The organism is Paenarthrobacter sp. NPDC091669 (assembly GCF_044756725.1).
Lineage (GTDB): Bacteria > Actinomycetota > Actinomycetes > Actinomycetales > Micrococcaceae > Arthrobacter > Arthrobacter bambusae_C.
Window position 1 is genome coordinate 1 of the sequence record NZ_JBIVTK010000011.1, and the last position, 17,103, is coordinate 17,103.

Annotated in this window: 13 protein-coding genes and 1 pseudogene; 2 read left to right on the forward strand and 12 right to left on the reverse strand. The window is 61.7% G+C overall.

The annotated features are described in order from the left end of the window. Nucleotides 1-93: 93 nt before the first annotated feature. The 12 genes and pseudogenes from ACIQLI_RS17545 to ACIQLI_RS17600 all read right to left on the reverse strand — a co-directional run bounded on the left by ACIQLI_RS17545 (nt 94) and on the right by ACIQLI_RS17600 (nt 14,057). Nucleotides 94-513 carry an ATP-binding protein gene (locus tag ACIQLI_RS17545; protein WP_400390698.1) on the reverse strand — a complete coding sequence of 140 codons (420 nt, stop codon included), beginning with the start codon at nt 511-513 and terminating at the stop codon, nt 94-96. Next, nucleotides 506-838: an STAS domain-containing protein gene (locus tag ACIQLI_RS17550; protein ID WP_354227729.1), complete on the reverse strand. Its 333-nt coding sequence runs from the start codon at nt 836-838 to the stop codon at nt 506-508. The genes ACIQLI_RS17545 and ACIQLI_RS17550 overlap by 8 nt, the downstream gene beginning before the upstream one ends. Next, the gene (locus tag ACIQLI_RS17555) at nt 822-2,804 is read right to left on the reverse strand and encodes a glycosyltransferase family 2 protein (protein WP_400390700.1); all 1,983 of its coding nucleotides are present in this window, start codon (nt 2,802-2,804) and stop codon (nt 822-824) included. The genes ACIQLI_RS17550 and ACIQLI_RS17555 overlap by 17 nt, the downstream gene beginning before the upstream one ends. Nucleotides 2,805-2,825: 21 nt before the next feature. Then, nucleotides 2,826-3,944, reverse strand: coding sequence for a PP2C family protein-serine/threonine phosphatase (locus tag ACIQLI_RS17560; RefSeq protein WP_400390702.1), 1,119 nt, complete (start codon nt 3,942-3,944; stop codon nt 2,826-2,828). Nucleotides 3,945-4,155: 211 nt separating this feature from the next. Beyond that, on the reverse strand, nt 4,156-4,623 hold the full coding sequence (bcp, locus tag ACIQLI_RS17565) for a thioredoxin-dependent thiol peroxidase (protein WP_400390704.1): 468 nt from the start codon (nt 4,621-4,623) through the stop codon (nt 4,156-4,158). 80 nt (nt 4,624-4,703) lie between these two features. Beyond that, the gene (locus ACIQLI_RS17570) at nt 4,704-5,453 is read right to left on the reverse strand and encodes a winged helix-turn-helix domain-containing protein (protein ID WP_400390706.1); all 750 of its coding nucleotides are present in this window, start codon (nt 5,451-5,453) and stop codon (nt 4,704-4,706) included. A 10-nt stretch (nt 5,454-5,463) separates the two neighbouring features. Beyond that, on the reverse strand, nt 5,464-6,813 hold the full coding sequence (gene allB, locus ACIQLI_RS17575) for an allantoinase AllB (RefSeq protein ID WP_026547015.1): 1,350 nt from the start codon (nt 6,811-6,813) through the stop codon (nt 5,464-5,466). Further along, on the reverse strand, nt 6,806-7,972 hold the full coding sequence (locus ACIQLI_RS17580) for a glycerate kinase (RefSeq protein WP_400390708.1): 1,167 nt from the start codon (nt 7,970-7,972) through the stop codon (nt 6,806-6,808). The genes allB and ACIQLI_RS17580 overlap by 8 nt, the downstream gene beginning before the upstream one ends. A 25-nt stretch (nt 7,973-7,997) precedes the next feature. After that, nucleotides 7,998-9,773 (reverse strand): glyoxylate carboligase, encoded by a 1,776-nt coding sequence (gcl, locus tag ACIQLI_RS17585; RefSeq protein ID WP_400390710.1) that lies wholly within the window; start codon nt 9,771-9,773, stop codon nt 7,998-8,000. 125 nt (nt 9,774-9,898) lie between these two features. Further along, nucleotides 9,899-10,795: pseudogene (locus ACIQLI_RS17590) on the reverse strand (2-hydroxy-3-oxopropionate reductase); the annotation flags it as partial. Between the two features lie 53 nt (nt 10,796-10,848). Then, a complete protein-coding gene (locus tag ACIQLI_RS17595) occupies nt 10,849-11,652 on the reverse strand; it encodes a hydroxypyruvate isomerase family protein (protein ID WP_400390712.1) in 804 nt (267 codons plus the stop codon). A gap of 791 nt (nt 11,653-12,443) precedes the next feature. Further along, nucleotides 12,444-14,057 (reverse strand): SIR2 family NAD-dependent protein deacylase, encoded by a 1,614-nt coding sequence (locus ACIQLI_RS17600; protein ID WP_400390714.1) that lies wholly within the window; start codon nt 14,055-14,057, stop codon nt 12,444-12,446. Between the two features lie 272 nt (nt 14,058-14,329). Between ACIQLI_RS17600 and ACIQLI_RS17605 the strand changes: the two genes are divergently transcribed. Together ACIQLI_RS17605 and ACIQLI_RS17610 are read left to right on the forward strand one after the other, a co-directional pair. Further along, nucleotides 14,330-15,664, forward strand: coding sequence for a hypothetical protein (locus ACIQLI_RS17605; RefSeq protein ID WP_400390716.1), 1,335 nt, complete (start codon nt 14,330-14,332; stop codon nt 15,662-15,664). 401 nt (nt 15,665-16,065) lie between these two features. Continuing rightward, nucleotides 16,066-17,061, forward strand: coding sequence for a LacI family DNA-binding transcriptional regulator (locus ACIQLI_RS17610; RefSeq protein WP_400390718.1), 996 nt, complete (start codon nt 16,066-16,068; stop codon nt 17,059-17,061). Nucleotides 17,062-17,103 lie beyond the last annotated feature (42 nt).

A 17,103-nucleotide genomic window follows, 5' to 3' on the forward strand; every position in this document is an offset into this window, starting at 1 on the left:
GAATCAACAGAGGGTCGCAATCATGCCGGGGTCAGCAGGCCAGCACACCCATATCCTGCACCAGGAAACGGGCTACGAAAAAGGTAACGAGGGTCAGGTGTTGCGGGTGAGGATCCAGGTGTTGGTGCCGTCCTGGCGCTCGAACGTCACCGTGGTCACCAAGGCCTCGATGAGCGCCAACCCGCGCCCGGATTCAGCGTCCGAGTCGGGCATGGACGCCTGCATGTCGCTCGCAAAGGGCTCACGGGCGTTGTACGCGCTGACCCTCGCGACCAGCCGGGAGGGCCGGACGCTGATGTCGACGTCGATCTCCACGGGCTTCTCTGCCACAGGAAGAGCGTGCTGCACAATGTTCGCCGCGGCCTCGATGACTGCGGTGGCAAAGGTCATCCGGTCCATGTCCGGCACGAAGGCGGCGTCGTCCCACAGCGCGTCCAACTCGTTGTGGATGGCCTCGATCGCTTCCTCATTGGAAGGCCCGTGGAACCCCCGGCGGGCAATAACCTCAGTCATCTCCGAACGCCTCCTCGGCTGAGGGGTACGCCGTGAGCACCCGGTCCATGTTGGTCAGTTCCAGGACCATTTTGACCTGTGGCTGCACACCGGCAATGCGGAGGTCGCCACCTGCCTGGCGTGCGGCTTTGAGGCAACCGATGAGCGCTCCGAGGCCTGAGGAGTCCATGAAGTCCGTCTCCGACAGGTTGACCACAACCCGGCTGGAACCGCCGGCAACAACCTCGTTCACGACCTCGCGGAGCTTGGGCGCTGCCACCATGTTCAAGCGGCCCACGCTCTTCACCTCCGCGTAGGAGTCCTTGACCTCATAGCTGAACTGCATCTGCATTCCTTTCCTCGGGGCGCTCAGGCCCAACATCTTCAGGGATAAAACCCTTGTACAAAACTGCCTTGACCAGCACGCTCAGGACCACGAGGTCGAACGCCACCCAGGCGACGTTCACCAGCGTGCCGAGGGGCTCCGAAAGACCAGTCAACAGCCGGGCGATCCCCACCACCAGCGCAATGGCCAGCAATACCGCCACGATGATCTGCGGCCGGATCAGGCTCCAACTCGGGCCGCCGCTCTGCCGGGCTTTGGGGGTGACGGCAAACCCGAGGGGTCGTCCAAACCAAACGTTCCGTGCCGCCGTCGTGCACGCCTTGATCCAGGTGGGGAACAGCGCAAGGCTGTACTGCTGTCCGCGCCACGTGGGGATGCCGTGCCCGGCCACCACGAACAGCAACTGGTTGACCACCATGAACGGGATGAACCGGATGAAGAAGTCGAAGCTGAGGCTGCTCACAGGCAAGATGCCGAGCGTCAGGTAGATGATGGGTGCCGCGAAGTACACCACGGCCGCGAAGCCGCTGAGGTAGCTCCACATGGTGGAGAAGTACATGAGCCGCTGGCCCCAGGACATGCGGCGCTGCACCAGCGGATTCTCGCGAAGGAGGACCTGCATGGTGCCTTGGGCCCAGCGAAGGCGTTGGGTCAGCATGGTCTTGAGGTCTTCGGGGGCCAGGCCGTTGGCGAGGATTTCGTGGTGGTAGACACTCTTCCAGCCGAGGCCGTGCAGGCGCATGGACGTGGCCATGTCCTCAGTGACGGAGATGGTGGCCAGTGGCATGATCGGCTGCGCTTCGTCGGTGCGTTCCACGGAGATGGCGTCCAGAACCGCGTGGACCGACTCGAGCGCACCCAACGGTGACCAGTCGCGGCCGGACATACGGTCGACGGCGTCACTCGCCACAGTGGTCACGCCGGACTCGCCGATGTGGGCGAGTTCCATGGCGGCGATCTCTTCGAGGTCGGCCTGCAGTGCGGAGAAATCGGCGGCCACGAGGGTGCGCACGGCTTCGTCCACTTTTCGGCGCACACGGTACGTGATCTCGCTCAGGGATACGCGTGCTTCGAGTTCCTGCTGGGCTGTGTTGGTTGCTGCCTCCACCTCGTTGAGCATCTGCTCCACCAGCGGGTTGCGGGCTTCTTCGGAGCGGCGTGCCTTCTTGATGGCCTGCTTGGAGGCCGCCAGGGCCCGGCGCACGCTTTCCTCGGTGGCTTTGACGTAGCCCACCAGGCCGAGCTGCATGAGTGCTTCCCGGCGGAGGATGGCGTTGGAGCCGCAGAAGAACGCCGCGTTCCAGCCGTCCTTGCCCTGCTGGATGGGTCCGTAGAACAAGGGTGCCTGGCTGCCCAGGGGATCGTCGGCGGGGACGTTGATGAAGTACTGCGGAGTCTGGACCAACGCCACGCGGTCGTCGTTGAAGTAGCCCAGCGTCTTGTCCAGGATGTCCGGCTCGGGGATCTGGTCGGCGTCGAGAATCAACAGGTACTCGCCGGAGGTGACCATCAGGGCGTTGTTCAGGTTGCCGGCTTTGGCGTGCCGCGGCATGTCCGGTGTCCAGTCCGCGCCACGCGTCACGTAGCCAATCCCGTTCGACTCGGCGAGTTGGCGCATCTCGGGGCGATCGCCGTCGTCGAGTATCCAGGTGCTGTGCGGCCAGCGGATGTCCTTGGCTGCCAGGGCCGTGGTCATGACGAGGTCCAGCGGCTCGTTGTAGGTGGTGATGAAAACGTCCACGGTGGCGTCGGCCGGCGCGGGGGGTGGGGGCTTGCGGATCTTCAGGTTCCATACCGTCAGGCCGAACAGCATCACGTCAATGAGGCTGTACGTTTCGGCGATCACCAACGGAACGGCGATCCACCACGCGTCCCAGTTCAGCGATGCCATCCAACGCCACGCCACATAGTTGACGCCCAGAATGACTGTAAGGACAACCAGCAGCCGGGTCCAGAAACGTGTCACAATCCCCCCTTTTTGTGGTCTTTAGTGCTGGACGTCAGGTTTCCTGCGAACGACGACGGCGGTCACGTCGTCTTCCGCTGTTTCCGCAGGTGCCAACTCCAGCAGGGCCGCGCACACATCGTCCGAGGTTTCCTCGCTCCGGGCTGCCTTTTCGACGTTCCGGATGAAATCCTCGAGGGAAGCGTGGGCGTCCAGAACACCGTCGCTGACGATGACCAGCGTGTCGCCTGGCTCCAGCAGGAGCTCAGCGGCGGGCCAGTGCTGACCGTCGAGAATGCCCACCGGGGGCCCTGCGGAGACAAGCCTCTGCGCCGCCCCCTCAGCCGGGATGTAGAGGGCAAGTCCGTGACCGGCGTCGATATAGCTGAGTCTGCCGGACGGAGCATCCAGCCGCGCGTGGAACATGGTGGCGAAGGAGCCGGACTGGTCCAGGTCCGAGGTGATGGTGGCGCTGGCTGATGCGAAGGCGGCGTCGATGGCCGGGGTGTCAGCCACTGAACGCATCACGGCGCGCACGGTGGCTGCGATCAAGGCCGCGCCCATGCCCTTGCCCATGGCGTCCGCGAACGTCAGGTGCATGCCGTCGCGGGTCTGGTACCAGTCGTAGAAGTCCCCACCAACGCTGCGGGTGGGGCGGAAGGCGCCTGCGACGTCGTATCCTTCGAGGCGGACTGTTTCGCGCGGGAGGAGGCTCTTTTGCACCACCGCGGCGCGCTCGAGTTCGTCCGTTTGGCGGCTGTCCTCGGCAGGGGCAGCGGGCGTGCGGGCCCGGCGGAAGAGTGCACGGATGCGGGCCTGGAGTTCCTTGGGGCTGAAGGGCTTATTGATGTAGTCGTCCGAGCCGATGTCCAGGCCATTGAGCCGGTCGATCTCGTCCGCCCGTGCCGTGAGCATGAGGATGTACGCGTCCGAAAATTCCCGGAGGCGGCGGCAGACTTCCATGCCGTCAATGTCCGGAAGATTCACATCGAGAGTCACGAGTTCCGCGTTGGTATTGCGGACAGCCTCGACGCCGGACAGGCCGTCAGGTGCTTCGGTCACCACAAAGTCGAGCTGCTCGAGGACCAGGACAAGGAGTCCGCGGATGTCGGCGTCATCTTCGACGACTACAGCGTGGCGCACGGGTGGGGAAGAGACCATGGCTCCATTAACTAATGCTGCTGGGTATTTGTCACGTTTAGTCACGACACATGAAACGCCCGCTCACAAAAAGTGGGCGGGCGTTACAGGTTTTGTTCAGTTATGTGCGAGAGCGTGCGGCTCAAGCCCGTGGGATGTGAGAGAGCGTGCGGCTCAAGCCCGTGGGATGTGAGAGAGCGTGCGGCTCAAGCCCGTGGGATGTGGGAGAGGGTTAGACGCCCAGCTCTTCCTTGAGCGCCTGGACGTGGCCCTGCGCGGAGACCTGGTACTGGGTAAGCTTCACGGTGCCTTCGCCGTCGAGGACAACGGTGGAGCGGACCAGGCCTTCCACGATCTCGCCGTCAACCAGCTTCTCGCCCCAGGCGCCGTAGGCGAGGGCAACGGAGTGGTCTTCGTCGGAGAGCAGCGGGAAGGTCAGGGCGAATTCGCCGGTGAACTTGGCGAGGGCCTCAGGGCCGTCCGGGGAGATCCCGATGACGTCGTAGCCCTTGCCCTGGAGGCTGGCGAGGTTGTCGCGGAAGTCGCAAGCCTCGGTGGTGCAGCCGGGGGTGGCTGCCTTCGGGTAGAAGTACACAATGACGTTGCGTCCGCGGTAGTCGGACAGCGAGACCTTGGTGCCGTCGGCGTCGAGAAGCGCGAAATCAGGTGCTTGCGTTCCGACGAGGAGTTTCTGGGTCATGGCGATCCTTTACGTTTCACCGGCAAACAGCCGGCATTCATCATTCAAAAACGGATTGTCTAATGGACAGAACAGCGAATCTAGATGCTGTATTCCGCAGGTCCGCGCACTGTGGCATAGGGCCCTGGCACGAACTGGTAGCCGCCACCACGGACGGTGGCGACGGTGTGTCGGGCGGAGCCTAGCTTCCGCCGCACCCTTCCAACATAAACGTCGATCGAGCGAAATGCCGCGCCAGGGAGGTCAAATGACTCCAGGAAACGTTGCAATTCTTCACGACTGATAGCCCGCGAGCAGTTGACCACGAGGTAGCGCAGCAGCTTGTATTCCATGCCAGTAAAGGAAACCGGCTGGCCGTCCAGCAGCACTACTTCAGCGGCGAGGTCCACCGCAAGTTGGCTGCGGCGGCTGGCCAACGTTACGGGCTCGACGGCGGTGCTGTCGCCCGCTTCGGCGCGGTCGCCGCCGTCGGAAACGGCTTCAGAACGGTTCACCGAACGCGCCTCCGCGAGGGCATCGGCGAGCGAGACGGTACTTGCCTGCGACCCGGTGGTACCGGCGTCGGCGGCTTCCTGCGGAGTGCCGCCCCAGGAAGTGTCGCCGACGCCGGAGTGCTGTGCCCCGGTGGCGGGCCAGATGCGGACTTCCGCCTCCGGGGCAAGTTTCATGGCGCGGGCCAGCACAAGGCGTGCGGCCCGCTCCCAGACTGCAGGATCGATCTCGTCGCCCTCGGCCGGGTTGACCCAGAGCGCCAGGCCGTGTGCGGTCATGCCGTTCCGTCGAGGGGAAGTTCCCCGTGCCGGCGGTGGCCCGTAGGCATTGACTGCCATGGCGGTTGACCTAAACGTTGCCGCGGCGGAGCAGCTTGCCGCCGGGGTTCTGGCCGTCGATCGGGGTGCCGCGCAGGTAGGTCTTGCGGACGACGCCGGCCAGAGGACGGCCGTCGTACGGCGTGATCGGGTTCTTGTGCTTGAGCTTGGTGACGTCCACAACGAAGGCTTCGTCCGGGGCGAAGATGGAGAAGTCGGCGTCGTAGCCCAGGGCGAGCTGGCCCTTGTTGTGCAGGCGGGCCAAGGCGGCGGGCTTCTCGGCCATCCAGGAGACGACCTGCTCCAGCGGGATGCCGCGGTGGCGGGCTTCGGTCCAGATCAGGGACAGGCCCAGCTGCAGCGAGGAAACGCCGCCCCATGCCACAGCGAAGTCGCCGTTTTCCAGGTCCTTCAGGTCCAGTGTGGAGGGGGAGTGGTCCGAGACGATGCAGTCGATGGTGCCGTCCTGCAGGCCCTTCCAGAGGAGCTCGCGGTTGGAGGCCTCACGGATGGGCGGGCAGCACTTGTAGGCCGTGGCGCCGTCGGGGATTTCTTCGGCCATGAGCGTCAGGTAGTGCGGGCAGGTCTCAACGGTGAGGTTGACGCCGTCGCGCTTTGCCGAAGCGATCATCGGCAGGGCGTCCGACGAGGAGAGGTGCAGGATGTGGGCGCGGGCGCCGGTCCAGCGGGCGCGCTCGATGACCTCGGCGATGGCCTTGTTCTCGGCGCCGCGGGGGCGGGAGGCCAGGAAGGTTTCGTAGTGGTCGCCGCCGGGGTGCGGGGCGCGGTCGATCGCGTGGGAGTCCTCGGCGTGCACGATCATGAGGGAGTCGAAGGACTTGAGCTCAGCCATGTCCTCTTCCATCTCGTCCGCATCCAGGTGCGGGAACTCGTCCACGCCGGAGTGGAGGAGGAAGCACTTGAAGCCGAAAACGCCTTCGTCGTGCAGCGGGCGGAGGTCGCTCTTGTTGCCCGGGATGGCACCGCCCCAGAATCCGACGTCCACGAACGCCTGGTCCTTGGCGACTACGCGCTTCTGCTCCAGGCCGTCCACGCTGGTGGTGGGCGGGATGCTGTTCAGCGGCATGTCGATGATGGTGGTCACGCCACCGGCTGCGGCGGCACGGGTAGCGGAGGCGAAGCCCTCCCACTCGGTGCGGCCGGGCTCGTTGACGTGGACGTGGGTGTCCACCAGGCCGGGGATGAGGGTCTCGTCGTCTGCGAGTTCGATGACCTCGTTGCCCGTCAGGCCGTTGCCCAGGGGTTCGATGGCGACGATGATGCCGTCGCGGATGCCAACTTCGCGTGCTGCGAGGCCGGCGGTGGTCAGGATGCGCTGGCCCCGGATAACGAGGTCATAGGCGCCGATTGCTTCAGACATTGAGGTACTCCTTGTTTTCGGTCCGTTCCGCCAGGTACACGCCTATGTGCTTACCTAATTGTTCAAGCAACGGACCTGCTTCAGCGATACATTTTTGGACATCTTTTTCCAGATCGGTCAGGGCATGGACCGTGTGGAAGCCGGCATCCGTGAGTTGTTCACGGCTCAGGGTACTCCGGCCGCACACTGCGATCACGGGAACCCCGTTCCGTTGTGCCGCCCGCGAGACGCCCATGGGCGTCTTGCCGAGCAGGCTTTGCTCGTCCAGGCTGCCTTCTCCAGTGATCACCAGATCGGCGCCTTTGAGCCTGTGCTCGAGTTCAGTGAATTCAAGCACGACGTCGATGCCCGGCCGCCGCTCTGCCTTCAGCGCCGCGATGGCAATGTAGCCAACGCCGCCGGCTGCTCCGGCGCCTTCTGCCTTGGCGGCATACTTGGCGTGCTGGCCGGTTGTGGCTGCGAGCACGTCCACGAAGTGGCTTGCGGCCGCATCCAGTTCGGCGACGTCGTCCGGCGTCGCGCCCTTCTGCGGACCGAAGATGGCTGGGGCTCCTCTGGCCCCCAAAAGGGGATTGTCGACGTCGGACGCCAACACGAACTCCGTTGCTTCGACGCGGACGTCGAAGTTGGAGAAGTCGATGGTGTCCAGCTCGGCCAGGGCCGCGCCGCCGCCGGGGAGCTCGTTGCCGTTCTTGTCCAGGAACACGGCGCCGAGGCCCTGCAGGACTCCTGCGCCGGCGTCGGTGTTGGCGCTGCCGCCCACACCCAGGATGATCTTGCGGCAGCCGAGGTCCAGCGCGGCGCGGATGAGTTCACCCGTGCCGATGCTGGTTGCCGTTTTGGCCGTCTGGGAGGTGGGGCCGTCCGGGAGGAGGGCGAGACCGGAAGCTGCCGCCATTTCGATGACAGCTTCCTGTTCCCGCACTGCGAAGTCGGCCTTCACTGGATCGCCCAGCGGGCCGGTGACGGTGGTGGTCCGGCGGGTGAAGCCGGAGCCGATGGCGGCGTCGATGGTTCCTTCGCCGCCGTCGGCCACCGGAATGCGTGTTGCTTGTATACCGTGGCCGAACCCCGCCAGCAGTCCTGTTGCCAGGTGCTCGGCGACGTCGGGCGCGGACAGCGAGCCCTTGAATTTGTCCGGGGCGATGACAACACGCATTCCGGTGCCTCCTTCCTTTACTTACTTACGCTTTGGTCAGGATCGCGGTGGGTGCGTCCGCCGCGGTTTCTGCCAACTCTTCGAACTCGTTCACGCCGCTGATCTCAACGCCCATGGAGATGTTGGTGATCTTTTCCAGGATTACTTCAACAACCACGGGAACCTTGAACTCGCCCATGAGTGCCTTGGCCTTATCGAAGGCGGCAGGCAGATCGTTGGGGTCCTCAACGCGGATGGCCTTGACGCCCAAGCCCTCAGCAACCTTGATGTGGTCAACACCGTAGCCGTTGGTCTCCGGGGAGTTGATGTTCTCGAAGGCCAGGGAAACGTTCTGTTCCATGTTGAAGCCGCGCTGGCTCTGACGGATCAGGCCCAGGTAGCTGTTGTTCACCACAACGTGGATGTACGGCAGGTTGAACTGTGCGCCAACGGCCAGTTCCTCGATCATGAACTGGAAGTCGTAGTCACCGGACAGGGCAACAACAGTGGCGTCCGGGGTGCCACGAACTACGCCCAAGGCGGCGGGACCGGTCCAACCCAGCGGGCCGGCCTGCCCAGCGTTGATCCACTTGCGGGCACCGAACACGTGCAGCATCTGTGCGCCGGCGATCTGCGAGAGACCAATGGTGGACACGTAGGTGGTGTCGCGACCGAAGGCCTTGTTCATCTCCTGGTACACACGCTGCGGCTTAATCGGCACGTTGTCGAAGTTGGTCTTGCGGTGCAGGGAGCCCTTGCGCTCCTGGCACTCGGCAACCCAACCCGAGTAGTCCGGCAGGGTCTTGGCAGCCTGGCGTTCGCGAGCCAGCTCCAACAGACCGTCCAGCGCCGCACCGGCGTCGGACGTGATGCCCAAGTCAGGCGAGAAAACGCGACCGATCTGCGTCGGCTCAATGTCGATGTGCACGAACTTACGGCCAGCCGTGTAGGTGTCCAGGCCGCCGGTGTGGCGGTTGGCCCAACGGTTGCCGATGCCGATCACGAAGTCGCTCTGCAGGAACGTCTCGTTGCCGTAGCGGTGCGAGGTCTGCAGGCCAACCATGCCGGCCATCAGCTGGTGGTCGTCCGGGATGGCGCCCCAACCCATCAGCGTGGGGATAACGGGAACGTTCAGGATCTCGGCCAGCTCAACCAACTGGGCCGAAGCGCCGGCGTTGATGATGCCGCCACCGGCAACGATCAGTGGGTGCTGGGCTGCGGTCAGCAGGTCCAGTGCCTTTTCCAGCTGCTTGCGGGAAGCCTTGGGCTTCTCCACCGGCAAGGGCTCGTAGGCGTCGATGTCGAACTCGATCTCGGCCATCTGAACGTCGATGGGCAGGTCCAGCAGAACCGGGCCCGGGCGACCCGAACGCATCAGCTGGAACGCCTTCTGGAACGCGCCGGGAACCTGGCCTGGCTCCAGGATGGTCATGGCGAACTTGGTCAACGGCTTGGCGATGGACTCGATGTCCACGGCCTGGAAGTCTTCCTTGTGCAGCTTGGCAACGGGTGCCTGGCCGGTGATGCAGAGCATGGGGATCGAGTCTGCCTGGGCTGCGTACAGGCCGGTGATCATGTCCGTGCCAGCGGGGCCCGACGTGCCGATGCAGATGCCGATGTTGCCATCAGCTGCGCGGCTGTAGCCGTCAGCCATGTGGCTGGCGCCTTCAACGTGGCGGGCCAGCGTGTGGCGGATGCCGCCGTGGGCACGCATTGCTGAGTAGAAGGGGTTGATCGCTGCGCCGGGCAGACCGAAAGCTTCGGTTGCGCCTTCCTTTTCCAGGATGGCTACGGCCGCATCAACGGTGCGCATCTTTGCCATGGTGTACTCCTTGTTTTTTGCCCTTTCGGGCGAAGTCTGTGGTGTTTTTGGGTGTGGTGAGGGAGCCGCCGTCGTTTACTTACGACGGCGGGTTCCCTGCTTTTTGTTGCTTGGTGCCTTTGGGCTTACTTGCGGCCGCTGAGCTGGAGGACCTGCTTGAAGAGGCCCGAGTGGTCGAGGCCGCCGTCGCCCTGGTTGACGGTTGCGGCGACGAGCTGGGCGACGACTGCGCCGAGCGGGACAGCGACGTTGGCTTCGCGGGCTGCGGAGGTGACGATGCCCAGGTCCTTGTGGTGGAGGGCCAGGCGGAAGCCGGGGTCGAAGTTGCGGTCGAGCATCTTCTGACCCTTCTGGTCGAGGACCTTGGAGCCGGCCAAGCCGCCGCCAAGGACCTTCAGTGCTGCGTCGGTGTCTACGCCGTAAGCCTCGAGGAAGGCGATTGCCTCGCCGAGGACCTGTATGTTGACGGCCACGATCAGCTGGTTGGCTGCCTTGACGGTCTGGCCGGAACCGGACGGGCCGACGTGGACGATGGTCTTGCCCACTGCGTTGAGGACATCCTGTGCTGCCTCGAAGTCAGCAGCTTCGCCGCCGACCATGATGGACAGAACGGCGTCGATGGCGCCCTGCTCACCACCGGATACGGGAGCGTCGAGCGGGCGGATGCCTGCTGCGACTGCATCTTCGGAGAGGCGCTTGGCGACGTCCGGGCGGATGCTGGATGCGTCGATCCAGATGGTGCCCTTCTTCGCGTTGGCGAAGACGCCGTCCTTGCCGCTGACAACACTCTCAACATCGGGGGAGTCCGGGACCATAGTGATGACGACGTCGGCGTCCTTGACTGCGTCCGCGATGCTCGTGGCACCCTGGCCGCCCTCGGAGACGAGCTTGTCGATCTTGTCCTGGCTGCGGTTGAAACCGGTGACCGTGTGGCCGGCCTTGACGAGGTTGATGGCCATGGGGAGGCCCATGATTCCGAGGCCGATGACTGCAACGTTGCTCATTGTGGTTCTCTTTCTGAAAGTCTTTTTAGCTCAGGTGTGCTGGATGCTTAGGCGGGTGCCGCCGTCGTTCGCTAGTTGGCGTTGGCGCGCTGGCGGATGGCCCAGCTGAAAGCCGATTCCTGCGGTTCCTTGTACTCGAGGCCGATGTAGCCGTCGTAGCCGAGTTCGCGGCTGCGGGCGATCCATTCGCCGAGGGGGAGGGTGCCGGTGCCGGGAGCGCCGCGGCCGGGGTTGTCGGCGATCTGGATGTGGCCGAAGTCCTTGGCGTGGTTCTCGATGACGGATTCGACGTCGTCGCCGTTGACTGCCAGGTGGTAGAAGTCGGCGAGGAGCTTGATGTTCTGTGCGCCGGATTCTGCCTTGACGCGGGCGATGACCTTGAGTGCGTCTTCGGCGGTGAGGAGCGGGTACTTGGGTGCGCCGCTGACCGGTTCGAGGAGGACGGTGCCGCCGATGCGGGCGACGCCTTCTGCTGCTGCGGCGAGGTTCTTGGCCGCGAGTTCGTCCTGCTCTTCAGGGGTGAACTCGTCCTGGCGGTTGCCGTAGAGGGCGTTGAAGGCCTTGCAGCCGAGGCGCTCACCGATGCCGGCTACGACGTCGATGTTGTCCTTGAACTCGGAGCAACGTCCCTTCCAGGAAACCAGGCCGCGGTCACCGCCGGGCATGTTGCCGGCGTTGAAGTTCAGGCCTGTGAGCTGAACGCCGGCGTCCTTGATGGCTGTTTCAAACTCTGTTGCCTCTTTGTCGGTGGGAACCGAAGTGGCGAAGGGCCACCAGAACTCGACGGCGTCAAAACCGGCTGCCTTCGCGGCGGCGGGGCGCTCGAGCAAGGGCAGCTCCGTCAGGAGGATGGAGCAGTTCACTGTGTACGTCATCGTAGGTCCTTCCGAGGAGGGGCTTTGATCTATCTTCCTGCTGCTTGGCTGCTGCCTTGGTACTTGGCCTCAGTTTCCGCTTTGTGGAATTTAGATTCTGCTTTATGAAAAGTTTAGGGAAGGTGGGGGTGGGAGTCAAGGGGGCGGGCGTGGGGTTGGGGGTTTGGGATACCAAGGCATTGGGGGCTGCCGCTGATAACCGCGGGGAAAGGCGCTTGCTCGACCACGTTTGTGTACTGACAATGGCTGGACGGGATTTTGTGTGACTGCCAGGCATCTGGATGCTTTCAGAGCGTTCCGGATTAGCGACTGAAGTGGACGCGCCCAGATCTGCAACCAATTAGGGTGATTAATGATTGCCAGTGTCGTCTCTACGGTTTGGAGGCTGCCGACGGGAAACCGATTGGCGGTGGGGCGCGATAAGTAACGCCACAGGCGACAGTGGCAACGGCCACATCCTTATCGTTGGGTCCCACATCGGAAAGACGGAACCAAAAGTCCCTCGCACGGCGGCTGCAAACGGGCTCAACGGACTTTGGCGGGAGCTGAAGGTCGAGGACGGGCCCAAGCAGCGGTCCACGATTGCACGTCCGTACTCATCTCGACGCGAAGTACCACCCTGAGGCGGTAGCTGTACCAGACTCGTCCCGGCGCCCTGTGATGGTCTGGCAACTTCGGGCTCCTCATTCGGAATCTGGTGAGAACCGGGTCAGGTAGCGAGAATCCGTACCGTGCTAACCATCGATAGGCGCCATATCTCCGCCGGAGCGTTTGTCGCCTACAACTTTCGATCAGTCAGAGCGAGGTGAGGGTAATTCTCTGACGACTTTCAGTATGACGGAGACATGCCGGGCGGCCTCCTTCATGTGCACGGTGGCTTTGCCGTGGACGATCTCATTGCGGGCTCGAACTGCGTTGGCGAGCTCCCCATACTTACTCTTGTTTATCAGACCTGCCTCGACGGCCGTGGACAACCAAGCATTGGGATTAGACCGAGGAATGCTTGACGTCTTAGTTTTATCCATTCGCCTACTCAACTCTGCCTCAAGTAAAGCCACGGCTGAGACGAGGGCTCCTTCTGGGTCGTCCTTCTCAAGCAGCCTTTCGGCCTCACTTCGCCTGGACTCTAAAGCATTGTCTTGAAACTTTGTGATCCACTCACGAAATGACTTCTGAAATGCCTCCGCGTTCTTTTCATTACGGATGAGAGTCGTGAGGCCGCTCAGGATATCGGGGACCGAATCTCCGACTCCTTTGACCAATAACACATGGCGAACGTCTCGTTTCAATGCGGCAAGAGCTGCATACTGCAGGCCCGTCTCGCTACTTACATCTACGAGGATGATCCTGGCTCGTTGTGCCAAGGCATCGCCTTTGGTGGTTTCTGTTCCCGGGGGTGTTTGGACATCACTGGCTACCACCGGCGCGAAGCCTGCTTCCTCAACGAGTGGAAACACAGCTTCCTTATACCAAGCAACTGAGCTTAGCGGTACTTCGAAGTAGCACGTAACACTGCTCTCAGCCGGGACCAGAAGGTCAGCTTTGACCTTCTCATCTGTGCTTTGGCCACGTTCAAGTAGTGTCCGGCGCCAATATGTTCCGATTTCACTGAAGAACCTTCGCAACTGCTCGTCAAACGAAAGGCCTTGCTTTCGTGGAAGGTTTATAACGCGGACACCACGACGCTCAAATCGGGCTATTTCCTGGGCGGAAGCCCCAATCTGCAAGCACCACACCTGGCGGCTGAGTCCGCCAAGCCGTTCTTTGATCAAGGCCATGAGTTGCCGTGTATCTGGGTCATCGAAGCTGTAGCCAATGAGTACTGGTGTCTGGCTGATGAATAGTGAGGTCACGGCCGTAGCGAGCAAGGGCCAGCGGTTCAGAAAGAGGTCATAGTCGGATTCCGTCATTACAAGATTCTCAGGATGGTGGATATCTCCGTGGAGCTTGTAGAGCTTCGGTCCCGTCGAAAGGCTCAGTCCAGCAAGTTGAGATTCCCCTATCAGAGGCACGCAGGGTCTACCCGCCGTTTCATACGCACGCTCAAGAAGGAAGTCGAAGTTGGTTGTCAACACAGTCTCGAATCCAAGTTCCGCGAAGGCGGTGTGAGTCTTCCCGGGGCGTGCGTCGTAGACCCGTGTAAGGCGCGCGATCTTATCGACGAGTGTGCTCCGACCGAAAGCATGTTCGTACGCGGAGACTATCTCGAGGGGGCCCACCGTGGAGTCAAAATCTGGTAAGTGCTCGGCCAAAGCCTTGCCAAGATTCTTCCAATCCGGAGGCGCTTCGCCAATCTGTACTGATGCGTTGCGCGAGAAGCCAGCCCCAATAAGTGGGAGCCACTGACCTTCTACGAGTTGATCGAGTAGTGGCGGTGGCACAAAGTCTAGGTATCCGGTGGACAACGATTTGGGCCTTTCGGGGTGACTTTTGGTGAGCCTAGAGACCCAGTTCGGATGCCCTATCCCGCTAATGTATACGACCTTGGAGTTGCCTTTAGCGAAAATGAAGTCCTGGAGTCCCGTGCCCTTGGTTCTGAGTTGGCCGCCCTGTGAAGGAGCTGTAGCTGGAGACGTCCGATGGCGGTTGCGCGAGATCTGTCGGTTACAACTGCCACCAGGAGAGACTGGTTGGGTCGGGTACTGTTTACCTCGTTGGAAGTACCGAAGGGGGCAGGATGTTTTCGTCGACACCGGGTTTGGTGCGAGCAACTGATGTTTTTGGGGTTAGCCGCGAGTTGCCTATGAACTACGTAACCCGGCCAGCAGTGGACGATGAGTTCGTCGCGAGCCTAACACGTGACAAGCACGTCATTGTTTACGGAAGTTCGAAGCAAGGCAAAACCAGCCTCAGAAAATTTCATCTGAAACCAGATGAGTATCAAGTCGTGACGTGCTCAAATAAGCAGAACCTCTCTCAGTTGAACACGGCCATCTTGAAGCAAGCAGGGTTTGAAGTCGAGATGAGTCGTACCCGTACGGAGACAGGTAGCGCCAAGATCACGGCTAAGGCGACGTTGAAGGCAACGCTCTTCGGAAAAGGTGTCGAAGGAGGGCTGGAAGCTTCTGGGGACAAAGGCCATTCCGACAGCGTGGCATCGAAGCCGCTTGAACTCGACCCCGCCGATGTCAATGAGGTAATAGGAGCCCTGGAAAGCATTGGATTCAATAGGTGGATCGTTTTAGAAGACTTCCATTACCTACCGGAAGCAACACAACGAGATTTTGCAATCGCTTTGAAAGCGTTTCATGAAAACTCATCTTTGGTTTTCATTATCGTCGGTGTTTGGTTGCAGCAGAATCGGCTGGTCCAGTTCAATGGTGACCTCGCTGGACGAATTGCAACGGTCAATGCCGATGCGTGGACACGTGAGGAACTCTTCGAAGCTATCACCATCGGCGAGCAGCACCTTAATGTCCGCTTCGAAGAATCTTTCGTATCAGCACTCCTCGATGGGAGCAACGACAGTATCCATGTAGTTCAGGAGAGCTGCCTCCACGCGTGTGAAAAAGCTGGCGTCAACCTGAGGTCTGACGGTACTCCACCGGTGATTCAAGGCGATGCGCAGCAGATTCTCCGAGTTGTCGTTGACGCACAGTCCGGTAGGTACAGTGAGTTTCTGGTGAACTTTGCCGGTGGTTTCGGTGAAACAGAATTTGAGATGTACAAATGGCTGCTGCTGCCCGTTATTATGGCGCCACCTGAGCAACTAGAGCGTGGCCTCGCATACCGCTGGCTCCGAAAGCGCATCGACCGTCATCATCCGAAGAAACCCGTTAATGCGGGCAGCGTCTCCCAAGCGCTGAAGAGCGTCGCATCTCTTCAGGTAAAACATGGGATCACCCCTTTAGTACTTGATTATGACTCAGCGTTAAAGAAGCTCAACGTGGTAGACCGTTCATTCCTAATTTGGTTAAGACAACAGGACCCTGAAGAGCTTCTTGAGGGAATCGATTTGCCAGGTTCCATCGTCGAGGAATGGGAGCAGGCAGAGGCCGAAGAAGAGGAGTAAGCGTTGGCAACGCGCTAGACATGGCTAGGTCAACGCCACACATAATTAAGCAGCAGCAACGTCCCCTGGCCTCGACAGTTCTGGGGAGGAGCTCAGGGGCCGGCCAGCGAGTCTGCAGAAGTTGAATTGGCGGGTCTGCGAGGGCAGTTCGTAGTTGGCCAAGCGTGCGCGAGAAACTGAGGCTGGGGTGGCGAAAGGGTGGAATTAATTGGCTCTTTTGACCAAAAGTTGGTGTTGGGCAGGCATGAATTAGTTGCTGCCAGGTGGCGTAGAAGTGGTGTGACTAGCGCCCAGACCTGAACCCATCCAGACAAATGCCTAGCCGCCGTGGAATCGCTAGAGTGGGCGCGCAGAGGCGTGGCGGCAAGGACCATCGTCGGTGCTCGCGGAAGGACAATCGAATGGCTCGGCCGACAGTGCAGGACGTCGCCAGGACTGCTGGTGTGTCTGTGGGGACGGTTTCGCGCGTTTTGAACGGGAGCCCGGCTGTCAGCGAAACTGCGAAGGATAAGGTCAACGCCGCCATCCGGGAGCTTAGCTATCGCCCGCTTGCTTCGGCGAGGGACCTCAGAAGAGACCGGACGATGCGCGTGCTGGCCCTCGCCAAGAACCTGGACTCGCTCGTGATCAGCGAAGTCTTCCGGGGAGTCGGCGACGCTGCAGCGGTCTCAGGATACGTCAGCCTCATCGCGGCGACCGACGGAAATTTGGATCGCGAGCAGCAGCTCGTGGACATGCTGCGGAATGGTTCCGTGGACGGACTGGTGATCTTCTCACCAACTATGCAGGACGACGAAGTCAACACAGTCGCCGAGCAGCTCAGTGTCATCCAGGTTTGTGAAATCGTTGACGCCGAGGCGGCATTCGGAGTGTCCATCGATGACCGCCAAGCCGGGTACGACATCACCAAGCACCTGATCGACACCGGCGCCAAGAAGCTGGCGATGCTCGCCCACAGAGGAGCCCGCTCGGGCCGGCTACGCGAGGAAGGATTTCGCCAGGCCCTCACGGAAGCGGGCTTGGAACCAGATCAGATCCTGCTCGCCGAAGGCAACTTCGGCTTCCACTCCGGCCGCAATCTCACGAAGAAGCTCCTCAAAGCAAAAGACCTCCCGGACGCCGTCTTCTGCGGTACTGACATCGTCGCGGCCGGCTGCGTCCGCGAACTCACGGATGCAGGCCTAAAGGTCCCGGATGACATCGCCGTGGCAGGTTTCGATGACTCGGCCCAGGCAGAAATGTGCGTCCCGGAGCTGACCACAGTCCGCCAACCGGCCTACGAAATGGGTCGAGTCGCCTTCGCGGAACTCCTCGAACGAATGACAGTCGAGGGTTCCCATCGCAAGGGAAGAACCTTCCTCCCTCACGAACTCGTGATCCGGGACTCCACCAAATAAAGAGGGTTGACAGCCCTCAGTGGTCCCTGTCACACTACTCTG